The sequence below is a fragment of the Enterobacter sp. 120016 genome, assembly GCF_018383635.1.
GTDB lineage: Bacteria > Pseudomonadota > Gammaproteobacteria > Enterobacterales > Enterobacteriaceae > Enterobacter > Enterobacter asburiae_D.
On the sequence record NZ_JAHAWC010000012.1, the window covers coordinates 30,060 to 41,688 of the forward strand.

The window sequence follows — 11,629 nt, forward strand, 5'->3', positions numbered from 1 at the left end:
GTGACGGAAATTCAACCCATGTCACATCCGCTGCCCTCTCGACACGTCAATTTTGACGATTGGCTGTTTTTTGTCAGGGTTTTCACCGCGAATGAACCGTAAAGTCAGGGTATACCCATACGAAAAACATGGCATAGAAGCTGCATAGTGGGTGCGAATGATTCGATTAACTGGAGCAGACTGATGAAAAAAGTCGTCACGGTTTGCCCTTATTGTGCCTCAGGTTGCAAGATCCACCTGGTGGTCGATAACGGCAAAATCGTCCGGGCAGAGGCCGCACAGGGGAAAACCAACCAGGGCACGCTATGCCTGAAAGGTTACTACGGCTGGGATTTTATTAACGATACCCAAATCCTCACCCCGCGCCTGAAAACCCCTATGATCCGCCGCGAGCGCGGCGGCAAGCTGGAAGCCGTCAGCTGGAGCGAGGCGCTGGATTACGTCGCTACGCGCCTTAGCGCCATCAAGGCCAAATATGGCCCGGATGCGATTCAGACCACCGGCTCTTCACGCGGGACGGGGAATGAAACCAACTATGTAATGCAAAAATTCGCGCGCGCCGTTATTGGAACCAATAACGTCGACTGTTGCGCTCGCGTCTGACACGGCCCATCGGTTGCAGGTCTGCACCAGTCGGTCGGTAACGGCGCAATGAGTAATGCCATCAACGAGATAGATAATACCGATCTCGTGTTTATTTTCGGCTATAACCCGGCGGATTCTCACCCTATCGTCGCGAACCACGTTATTCGCGCTAAGCAGAATGGGGCGAAAATCATCGTCTGCGATCCGCGCAAAATTGAAACCGCGCGCATTGCGGATATGCACATCGCGTTGAAAAACGGCTCGAACATCGCGCTGCTGAACGCAATGGGGCACGTCATTATTGAGGAGAACCTGTACGACCAGGCGTTTGTCGCGACCCGTACGGAAGGCTTTGAAGAGTATCGAAAAATTGTCGAAGGCTATACGCCAGAGTCTGTGGAAACGATCACCGGCGTCAGCGCGCAGGAGATCCGCCAGGCGGCACGGATGTATGCCGGGGCGAAAACCGCCGCCATCCTGTGGGGTATGGGCGTGACCCAGTTCTACCAGGGCGTGGAAACCGTGCGTTCTCTGACGAGTCTCGCGATGCTGACCGGCAATCTGGGTAAAGCGCACGTCGGCGTCAACCCGGTACGCGGTCAGAATAACGTCCAGGGCGCCTGCGACATGGGCGCGCTGCCGGATACCTATCCGGGCTACCAGTACGTGAAGTTCCCGGAAAACCGCGAGAAATTCGCGAAGGCCTGGGGCGTGGAAAGCCTGCCGGAACACACCGGGTATCGCATCAGCGAGCTGCCGCACCGCGCGGCGCACGGCGAAGTGCGTGCGGCCTATATCATGGGTGAAGATCCGCTCCAGACCGACGCCGAGCTGTCTGCGGTGCGCAAAGGGTTTGAGGATCTGGAGCTGGTGATTGTCCAGGATATCTTCATGACCAAAACCGCGGCGGCGGCGGATGTGATTCTACCGTCGACCTCCTGGGGCGAGCATGAAGGCGTCTACACGGCGGCGGACCGCGGCTTCCAGCGCTTCTTTAAGGCGGTCGAGCCGAAGTGGGATCTCAAAACCGACTGGCAGATCATCAGCGAAATCGCCACCCGCATGGGCTACCCGATGCACTACAACAACACTCAGGAGATCTGGGACGAGTTGCGCAGTCTGTGTCCGGACTTCTATGGGGCAACCTATGAAAAAATGGGTGAGCTGGGGTACATCCAGTGGCCGTGCCGGGATGAGTCCGAAGCCGACCAGGGGACGTCCTATCTCTTTAAAGAGAAGTTCGACACCCCGAACGGGCTGGCGCAGTTCTTCACCTGCGACTGGGTCGCGCCGATCGATAAGCTCACCGATGAGTATCCGATGGTGCTTTCCACCGTGCGTGAAGTGGGCCACTACTCCTGTCGTTCGATGACCGGCAACTGCGCCGCGCTGGCGGCGCTGGCGGACGAACCGGGCTACGCGCAAATTAATACCGCTGACGCGCAGCGCCTGGGTATTGAGGACGAAGCGCTGGTGTGGGTGAACTCGCGTAAGGGCCGCATCATCACCCGTGCACAGGTCAGCGATCGTCCGAACAAAGGGGCGGTCTATATGACCTACCAGTGGTGGATTGGCGCCTGTAACGAGCTGGTGACGGAGAATTTAAGCCCGATAACCAAAACGCCGGAGTATAAATACTGCGCCGTGCGCGTGGAGCCGATTGCGGATCAACACGCGGCAGAACAGTACGTAATCGACGAATATAACAAGCTGAAAGCCCGACTGCGCGAAAGCGCTATGGGGTGAAGCCGTTAATTCATCGTTGAATAAAGGGAGTGAGATATTCACTCCCTTTTTATTTCCGATTAACCCATCAATAATATCAATTATTATTCTGGAAAGCGGCTCGCAGAAATAATGTAATTTTCGCGAAAAAGAATTACATCTTTGCATTTTAATTCAGAGGGATAAGATGTGCGGCGGGTGCTTAAGACTTTCTGTCTTGAGCATTGTTGAGGGACAGAAAGTAGGAAGCCCCGGGAAATTTTCATTTACCCGAGGCTACTCCCTCAACAACCAACATGTTGAGAGTAGCCTCTTATTCTTTTTTTGACAAGGAGTAAAAGGCATGACGCCATTAAAAACTGCGTTAGGCATCGTCTTTATTATTTGCCTGACGATAGTGATCTTTACCTTTATTACTCGCGGGAAACTTTGCGAGTTTTCAATAAAGAGTGAACATCAGGAGGTGGCGGCTAAATTAGCCTGCAACGCAGGCTAACCTCTACGGGCGGAACAAGGGTTCCGCCCGGCTTGTAGGATGCTGAGGTCTTAATGCACCCATTTTTTTCTTCCGCCACCGCGATTATACTGCGCGGCGTGTACCCAGATGATAAGAATCCATGAAACCCATTTTCCTGTTGTTATTCTTTTTAACCTCTTTCGCCCGCGCGGATGAGATCGGCAGCCAATATCAGAAGCAGGCGGAAGCAGGCGATGCCCGCGCCCAGTATTATCTTGCTGATACGTACTTCAGTTCCGGTGACAGCAAGCAGGCAGCGCTGTGGGCAGAGAAAGCCGCAAAAGGCGGCGACGTTGACGCCATGGCGCTGCTATCGCAAATCCACTTTACGCAGGGCGATTACGCTCAGGCCAAAGCCCTGGCGCAGCAGGCAAACATTGCTGGCAGCAAACGCGGCGCGATCATGCTGGCGCGCGTGCTGGTGAACACCCAGGCGGGGAAAACCGACTATCCGCAGGCCATTAAACTGCTGCAAACGGCGACCGAGGATATCGACAACGACTCCGCGGTTGATGCGCAACTGCTGCTTGGGCTGATTTATGCCAACGGCGTTGAAGTGGCGCAGGATGACGCTCAGGCGGCTGCGTGGTTTAAGCGCAGTTCGTCTCTGTCGCGTACGGGATACGCAGAATACTGGGCTGGGATGCTGTTCCAGCAGGGCGAGAAAGGCTTTATCACACCCAATAAACAGAAAGCACTGTACTGGTTGAACCTGAGCTGCACCGAAGGGTTTGATACGGGATGTGAAGAGTTTGATGCGTTGAGCGGGGAGTAAACCATTGCCCGGTGGCGCTGCGCTTACCGGGCCTACGGCTTGTGTAGGCCGGGTAAGGCGAAGCCGCCACCCGGCTTTTTACATTACTGGTCAGCCGTCTTATCAAAACGACCCAGCACCTCGCGTTCATACGCCAGCGCTTTTTTGCGGTCGAATTTGTGTTCCCACTTGGCGATAACCAGCACCGCTAGGGCATTCCCCACCACGTTCAGCGCCGTACGCGCCATGTCGAGGATACGGTCCACACCGGCGATAAATGCCAGACCTTCGAGCGGAATACCGACGCTGCCGAGCGTAGCCAGCAGCACCACGAAGGAGACCCCCGGAACGCCTGCAATACCTTTGGACGTCACCATCAGCGTCAGCACCAGCACGATCTCCTGCCACAGAGACAGGTCAATGCCGTACAGCTGCGCAATAAAGATGGCGGCGATACTCTGGTACAGCGTCGAACCGTCCAGGTTAAAGGAGTAGCCGGTCGGTACCACGAAGCTGGTAATAGAGGCAGGCGCGCCGTAGGCTTCCATCTTCTCAATGATACGCGGCAGCACGCTCTCAGAGCTTGCCGTGGAGTACGCCAGAATCAGTTCATCTTTCAGGATACGAATCAGGATCCAGATGCTCAGCCCGCACAGGCGCGCCACGATCCCCAGCACCACCAGCGCGAAGAACAGGATGGCGAAGTGCACCAGGAGCACCAGCTTCGCCAGCGGCCACAGGGAAGCAAAACCGAAGTTCGCCACGGTGACGGCGATAAGCGCAAACACCCCTACCGGCGCGTAGCGCATCACCATGTGGGTCACTTTAAACATGGTTTCGGAGATAGAGCGGAACACGGTCACCAGCGGTTCGCGATGCGTCGCTGGCAGTGAAGAGAGTCCCAGACCAAACAGCACCGAGAAGAAGATGATGGGCAGCATCTCGCCCTTCGCCATCGACGCCACGATGTTGGTCGGCACCAGCGACAGGATTGTGCCCATCAGGCCATGCGCATGGCTCTGCACGTCAGCGGTCGTACTTTGGTATTTCGAAATATCCACCGTGGCCAGCTGCGACATATCGATTCCGGAACCCGGCTGGAACACGTTCGCCAGCGTGATACCGAGGATAATCGCAACCGTAGTGATCACTTCGAAATAGATAATGGTTTTCGCACCAATACGGCCTAACTGCTTCGCATCGCCGACGCCCGCAATACCGACCACCAGCGTCGAGATCACAATCGGTACCACAATCATCTTGATCAGATGAATAAAGATATCCCCTGCCGGTGAAAGCAGGTTCGCAATCAGCCATTCGCGGCTGTCGCTGTGATAGTGAAGGTAACTGCCCAGCAAGATGCCCAGCACAAGGGCGATTAAGATCTGCCAGGCAAGGCTGACTTTAACGTTTTTCATAGAAACTGACTTCCTCAATGAAGCGCCTTATTCACTCAAACTGCATGAATATGGAGACATACTGAAAGGGTATGAATTGTGTTGCGTTGGTTTATGGGATTTTTTAACGCGGCGTATGAGTATCATTTGCGCGACCTGTTGCGCAAGCCTTAAAGAACGACGCGTTTCACTCACAAAAGCGACGATGACGGGAGTTTGTTCTAATTCTGATAAATAACCTTTTGTTATAAAAACGCTTTTTTAAACATAAATGTGAATAATCGTCAGCATAAATTATTTTCCTTCAAAGTTTCATTCGCTCATTTTTCATACTCTTCAAACAATGCGTGATCTGTAGCCCAAATACTAAACAAAGCTTGTAAAGCCCCTACAATTAACGTTTTTGCGACATATTATTAACATCTTACAAGGAGAAAAAAAGCCATGAGCCAAATCCACAAACATGACATTCCCGCAAATATTGCGGACCGTTGCCTGATCACCCCGGAGCAGTACCACGAGAAATATCAGCAATCTATCACCGCCCCGGACACCTTCTGGGGCGAGCAGGGCCATATCCTTGACTGGATCAAACCTTATCAGAAGGTGAAGAACACCTCCTTTGCGCCCGGCAATGTCTCCATTAAATGGTATGAAGATGGCACCCTGAACCTGGCGGCGAACTGCCTTGATCGCCACCTTGCCGAGCGCGGGAACGAGACGGCCATCATTTGGGAAGGCGATGACGCCTCGCAAAGCAAACACATTACCTACAAAGAGCTGCACCGGGACGTGTGCCGCTTCGCCAACGTCCTGCTGGAAAAAGGCATTAAAAAAGGCGACGTAGTCGCTATCTATATGCCGATGGTGCCGGAAGCGGCGGTGGCCATGCTGGCCTGCGCGCGTATCGGGGCGATTCACTCGGTGATTTTTGGCGGGTTCTCGCCAGAGGCGGTTGCGGGTCGTATTGTCGATTCAAGTTCAAAACTAGTTATCACTGCCGATGAAGGCGTGCGCGCCGGACGCGGTATCCCGCTGAAGAAAAACGTCGACGAAGCGCTGAAAAACCCGAACGTCAAAACGGTCAGTAACGTCATCGTCCTGAAGCGTACCGGCGGCAAAATCGACTGGAACGAAGGGCGCGACCTGTGGTGGAGCGACCTGATTGAAAAAGCGAGCGACCAGCATCAGCCGGAAGAGATGAACGCAGAAGATCCGCTGTTCATTCTTTATACCTCCGGCTCTACCGGTAAGCCGAAAGGCGTGCTGCACACCACCGGCGGCTATCTGGTCTATGCGGCCACCACCTTCAAATACGTCTTCGACTACCATCCTGGCGACATCTACTGGTGTACCGCCGACGTGGGCTGGGTCACCGGACACAGCTACCTGCTGTACGGCCCGCTGGCCTGTGGCGCAACAACGCTGATGTTTGAGGGCGTACCAAACTGGCCGACCCCGGCGCGTATGTGTCAGGTGGTCGACAAGCACCAGGTCAACATTCTCTACACCGCGCCAACGGCGATCCGCGCATTAATGGCGGAAGGCGATAAAGCCATCGAAGGCACGGATCGTTCTTCATTGCGCATCCTCGGTTCCGTCGGTGAGCCAATCAACCCGGAAGCCTGGGAGTGGTACTGGAAGAAAATCGGCAACGAGAAATGCCCGGTGATGGACACCTGGTGGCAGACCGAAACCGGCGGCTTCATGATCACCCCGATGCCGGGCGCCACGCAGCTGAAGGCTGGTTCCGCAACCCGTCCGTTCTTCGGCGTGCAGCCTGCGCTGGTGGATAACGAAGGCAACCCGCTGGAAGGCGCCACCGAAGGCAACCTGGTGATCACAGACTCCTGGCCGGGTCAGGCGCGTACCCTGTTCGGCGATCACGATCGCTTCGAGCAGACCTACTTCTCGACCTTTAAAAACATGTACTTCAGCGGCGACGGCGCGCGCCGTGACGAAGACGGTTATTACTGGATAACCGGGCGCGTGGACGACGTGCTGAACGTCTCCGGCCACCGTCTGGGCACCGCTGAGATTGAATCGGCGCTGGTGTCGCATCCGAAGATTGCCGAAGCCGCCGTTGTCGGTATTCCGCACAACATCAAAGGCCAGGCGATTTACGCCTATGTCACCCTGAACCACGGCGAAGAGCCATCGCCAGAGCTGTACACCGAGGTGCGCAACTGGGTACGTAAAGAGATTGGCCCGCTGGCGACGCCGGACGTGCTGCACTGGACCGACTCGCTGCCGAAAACCCGCTCCGGCAAAATCATGCGCCGTATCTTGCGCAAAATCGCGGCAGGAGACACCAGCAACCTCGGCGATACCTCAACGCTCGCGGATCCTGGCGTGGTGGAAAAACTGCTCGAAGAGAAGCAGGCCATCGCGATGCCATCGTAATCTTTTCTCCCTCTCCCCGTGGGAGAGGGCCGGGGTGAGGGCATCAGACCGCACCTTCCTCCCCTCACCCAAACCCTCTCCCCAAAGGGGAGAGGGGACTAAAAACAAACCAACCTTACCTCTGGAGATTTCTGTGATGAATCATGATATTTGTCAGCAGATAGAGAATAGTGCGCACTACAGGGAGCTCGTCGAAAAACGGCAACGGTTTGCCTTCATCCTTTCCATCATCATGCTGGTTATCTACGTCGGCTTTATTCTGCTGATCGCCTTTGCCCCGCACTGGCTGGGCACCCCGCTGCACGAGGGGACCAGCGTGACGCGCGGCATTCCGATTGGCATTGGCGTGATTGTGATTTCATTCCTGCTGACCGGCGTCTACGTCTGGCGCGCGAACGGTGAATTCGATCGTCTTAACAGAGAAGTCCTGCGCGAGGTAAAAGCATCATGAAGCGAGTTCTGACGGCGCTCGCCGCCACACTTCCCTTTGCCGCCCACGCGGCGGATGCCATTACCGGCGAGGTCCAGCGCCAGCCAACCAACTGGCAGGCCATTGTGATGTTCCTGATTTTCGTCCTGCTGACGCTCTATATCACCTACTGGGCGTCGAAACGCGTGCGCTCACGTAACGATTACTACACCGCAGGCGGCAACATTACCGGCTTCCAGAACGGGCTGGCGATTGCGGGTGACTTTATGTCCGCCGCCTCTTTCCTCGGGATCTCCGCGCTGGTGTACACCTCCGGCTATGACGGTCTGATCTACTCTCTCGGCTTCCTCGTCGGCTGGCCGATCATCCTGTTCCTGATTGCCGAACGCCTGCGCAACCTGGGCCGCTATACCTTCGCTGACGTGGCCTCGTATCGCCTGAAGCAGGGGCCGATTCGCACCCTCTCCGCCTGCGGCTCGCTGGTGGTGGTGGCGCTGTATCTGATTGCGCAGATGGTGGGCGCGGGTAAATTGATCCAGCTGCTGTTCGGCCTCAACTACCACATCGCGGTGGTGCTGGTTGGCGTGCTGATGGTGATGTACGTGCTGTTCGGCGGCATGCTGGCGACCACCTGGGTGCAGATCATCAAAGCCGTCCTGCTGCTGTTCGGCGCCAGCTTTATGGCCTTTATGGTGATGAAGCACGTCGGCTTCAGCTTCAATAACCTGTTCACCGAAGCGATGGCGGTCCACCCGAAAGGGGAAGCGATCATGAGCCCGGGCGGGCTGGTGAAAGACCCGATATCCGCGCTCTCGCTGGGTCTCGGCCTGATGTTCGGTACCGCGGGCCTGCCGCATATCCTGATGCGCTTCTTTACCGTGAGCGATGCGCGTGAAGCACGCAAGAGCGTCTTCTACGCTACCGGCTTTATGGGTTACTTCTACATTCTGACCTTTATTATCGGCTTTGGCGCGATCATGCTGGTGGGGGCGAACCCGGCGTTTAAAGACGCGGCGGGCGCGCTGATTGGCGGTAACAACATGGCGGCGGTGCACCTGGCCGACGCGGTGGGCGGTAACCTGTTCCTCGGCTTTATCTCCGCCGTGGCCTTCGCCACCATCCTCGCGGTGGTTGCAGGGCTGACGCTGGCCGGCGCGTCTGCGGTGTCGCATGACCTCTACGCTAACGTGATTCGTAAAGGCGCGAGCGAGCGCGATGAGCTGAAGGTCTCGAAAATCACCGTGCTGGTGCTGGGCGTTGTGGCGATTCTGTTAGGCATTCTGTTCGAGAAGCAGAACATCGCCTTTATGGTGGGGCTGGCCTTCTCGATTGCGGCAAGCTGTAACTTCCCGATCATCCTGCTCTCCATGTACTGGTCGAAACTGACCACCCGTGGCGCAATGATTGGCGGCTGGCTGGGGCTGCTGACGGCGGTGATCCTGATGATTCTGGGCCCAACCATCTGGGTGCAGATCCTCGGTCACGCAAGCGCCATCTTCCCGTATGAATACCCGGCGCTGTTCTCTATCGCCGTGGCGTTTATCGGCATCTGGTTCTTCTCGGCCACCGACAATTCGCCGGAGGGTAACCTGGAGCGTGAGAAATTCCGCGCCCAGTTTATCCGCTCACAAACCGGTCTCGGCGTTGAGCAGGGCCGCGCGCACTAAGTCCTTCTCCCCGGCCATCCGGTCGGGGAGTTTAAAACATCACCCACGCCACCAGCGGCGCAATCAGCACCATTACCACGCCCGAAAGCATCATCACCAGGCTCGCGACAACGCCCTCCTGCTGCCCCAGCTCATACGAACGTGCCGTGCCCGCGCCGTGCGACGCCGCGCCAAACCCCGCCCCTTTTGCCATCCCTTCACGGATCGACAAGCGCAGGAATAGCATATCGCCGACCGCCATGCCGAACACGCCCGTCACGACAACAAACAGCGCCACCAGATCCGGCTGCCCGCCGAGCGGTTTAGCCGCCGCCAGCGCAAACGGCGTGGTCACCGAACGCACGGCCAGGCTGCGCTGAATTTCATCGGGCAGCGTAAACAGGCGCGCCAGCCAGACGGAGCTGCACACCGCCACCACCGTGGCGGTGACAACGCCCGCGCTGAGCGACATCCAGTGGCGTTTGATAATCGCCAGGTTGTCATAAACGGGGACGGCAAACGCGATGGTCGCCGGGCCGAGCAGCCACAGCAGCCAGTGGGATTCACCAATGTAGTTTTGCCAGGAGATATGGCCGAAGACCAGCATCAGCACCAGCAGGATCGGCGTGAAGACCAGCGGCATCAGCGGCAGGGCATGGAAACGACGATACAGCCGCTTGTTGGCAAAGTAGATAATTAGCGTGGCGACCAGGCACAGCACGCTGATCTGAAAGTTAGTCATGCTTCTGCCTGCTAATTTCAAAGCGATACACTTTATCCACCACCCAGGCGGTCGCCCCCAGCACCATCAGCGTACTCAGCGCGATAACGGCAAAGATTCGCCAGCCGTCGACCATCAGCAGCTGCGCGTAGTTCACCACCGCCACCACGGCAGGGACAAAGAACAGCAGCATCTCCGCCAGCAGCCAGCGCGCTCCGGCGCGCACCCAGTTAAGCGGGATCACGCGACACAGAATAAGCGTCAGCATCAGCAGCATCCCCACCAGGTTGGCGGGCAGCGGCAGGTGCAGCCAGCCGACAAGATATTCCGCGAAAACAAACAGTCCCGCATAGAGCAGTACCTGAACCGGGACCTGGAGTCGTTGCACAACGGCAGGCGTAACACGGCTTAACGCCACGGCCATGGAGGGTTTCCTCAAAAATGAGACGAGGCGCCAGTATAGAGACCGCACGGTGTGGACTGAAATGAATTAAAATCATCAAAGGTATAGTTTCGAGGAATAATCATGGACATAAGAACGCTGCGCTATTTTGTCGAAGTGGTTCGTCAGCAAAGTTTTACCCGCGCAGCGGAGAAGTTGTTTGTTACCCAGCCTACTATCAGCAAGATGTTGAAAAACCTCGAAGATGAACTGAACTGTACCCTGCTGATCCGCGACGGACGCAAGCTGTTGCTGACCGACACCGGACGCGTGGTGTTCGAACGCGGGCTGGCGATTCTGGCGGAGTTCCGCCAGCTGGAAGCGGAGCTGGACGATATTAATCATCTGACGAAAGGGGTGCTTCGCCTCGGCATTCCGCCAATGGTGGGGATGATGATGGCCGGGCCGATTAGCCTGTTTCGCCAGCGTTATCCCGGCGTTGAGCTGAAGATTTCGGAGTTTGGTGGGTTAACCGTCCAGCAGGCCGTCACCAACGGCGAGCTCGACGTGGCAATGACCGCCCTTCCCGTTGAGGAAGAGAGCGGTCTGGCGACGCTTCCGCTCTTTAGTCACCCGCTGTGCGTGCTGGTCCCCCGCTCCGGCGACTGGCTGAAGCGAGACTCGGTGAAGCCTGAACTGCTCGGCGAGCACCCTCTGCTGATCTACAACGAAGACTTTGCCCTCAGCCGCCAGCTGATGACGCTGTTTAGCCACCATAACGTCAAGCCGCGCATTGCGGTGCGCAGCGGACAGTGGGATTTTCTGGCGGCGATGGTGCAGGCAGGCGTGGGGATTGCCATTCTGCCGCAGCCGATTTGCGAGCGGCTGGATAAAAACACGCTGCGCTGGATCCCGCTGGAGAGCGACCTGCACTGGCAGCTGGGGATGATCTGGCGTGAAGGGGTGTATTTATCGCACAGCGCGCAGGCGTGGCTGCAGTGTTGTGAGGGGTTTTGGGTGCCCTCACCCTAACCCTCTCCCACAGGGAGAGGGAACCGATCGAGCACGT

At 56.7% G+C, this 11,629-nt stretch carries 10 protein-coding genes; 7 read left to right on the forward strand and 3 right to left on the reverse strand.

Translation table 11 applies throughout. The features are described 5' to 3' along the window. The first annotated feature begins 183 nt into the window (after positions 1-183). The 3 genes from fdhF to KIF87_RS16545 all read left to right on the forward strand — a co-directional run bounded on the left by fdhF (position 184) and on the right by KIF87_RS16545 (position 3,602). Positions 184-2,331 (forward strand): formate dehydrogenase subunit alpha, encoded by a 2,148-nt coding sequence (gene fdhF, locus KIF87_RS16535; protein ID WP_213329632.1) that lies wholly within the window; start codon positions 184-186, stop codon positions 2,329-2,331. Positions 2,332-2,653: 322 nt separating this feature from the next. Then, positions 2,654-2,806, forward strand: a complete 153-nt coding sequence (locus KIF87_RS16540; RefSeq protein WP_023299102.1) for a Hok/Gef family protein — start codon at positions 2,654-2,656, stop codon at positions 2,804-2,806. A gap of 121 nt (positions 2,807-2,927) precedes the next feature. Beyond that, positions 2,928-3,602 (forward strand): tetratricopeptide repeat protein, encoded by a 675-nt coding sequence (locus KIF87_RS16545; RefSeq protein ID WP_213329635.1) that lies wholly within the window; start codon positions 2,928-2,930, stop codon positions 3,600-3,602. 83 nt (positions 3,603-3,685) lie between these two features. Here the strand turns inward: KIF87_RS16545 and gltP are convergent, their stop codons facing one another. Continuing rightward, positions 3,686-4,999, reverse strand: a complete 1,314-nt coding sequence (gene gltP, locus KIF87_RS16550; protein WP_023310067.1) for a glutamate/aspartate:proton symporter GltP — start codon at positions 4,997-4,999, stop codon at positions 3,686-3,688. Between the two features lie 423 nt (positions 5,000-5,422). Here gltP and acs point away from each other — a divergent pair, with 423 nt between their 5' ends. The 3 genes from acs to actP all read left to right on the forward strand — a co-directional run bounded on the left by acs (position 5,423) and on the right by actP (position 9,478). Further along, on the forward strand, positions 5,423-7,381 hold the full coding sequence (acs, locus tag KIF87_RS16555) for an acetate--CoA ligase (RefSeq protein ID WP_063144971.1): 1,959 nt from the start codon (positions 5,423-5,425) through the stop codon (positions 7,379-7,381). Positions 7,382-7,517: 136 nt separating this feature from the next. Continuing rightward, on the forward strand, positions 7,518-7,832 hold the full coding sequence (locus KIF87_RS16560) for a DUF485 domain-containing protein (protein ID WP_213329748.1): 315 nt from the start codon (positions 7,518-7,520) through the stop codon (positions 7,830-7,832). Next, the gene (gene actP, locus KIF87_RS16565) at positions 7,829-9,478 is read left to right on the forward strand and encodes a cation/acetate symporter ActP (protein ID WP_038417698.1); all 1,650 of its coding nucleotides are present in this window, start codon (positions 7,829-7,831) and stop codon (positions 9,476-9,478) included. The genes KIF87_RS16560 and actP overlap by 4 nt, the downstream gene beginning before the upstream one ends. Positions 9,479-9,509: 31 nt before the next feature. Here the strand turns inward: actP and KIF87_RS16570 are convergent, their stop codons facing one another. After that, the gene (locus tag KIF87_RS16570; RefSeq protein WP_213329638.1) at positions 9,510-10,199 is read right to left on the reverse strand and encodes an LrgB family protein; all 690 of its coding nucleotides are present in this window, start codon (positions 10,197-10,199) and stop codon (positions 9,510-9,512) included. After that, positions 10,192-10,602 (reverse strand): CidA/LrgA family protein, encoded by a 411-nt coding sequence (locus KIF87_RS16575; RefSeq protein ID WP_059312929.1) that lies wholly within the window; start codon positions 10,600-10,602, stop codon positions 10,192-10,194. Before KIF87_RS16575 ends, KIF87_RS16570 begins: the two co-directional genes overlap by 8 nt. 102 nt (positions 10,603-10,704) lie before the next feature. Between KIF87_RS16575 and KIF87_RS16580 the strand changes: the two genes are divergently transcribed. Next, the gene (locus KIF87_RS16580) at positions 10,705-11,592 is read left to right on the forward strand and encodes a LysR family transcriptional regulator (RefSeq protein WP_213329641.1); all 888 of its coding nucleotides are present in this window, start codon (positions 10,705-10,707) and stop codon (positions 11,590-11,592) included. Positions 11,593-11,629 lie beyond the last annotated feature (37 nt).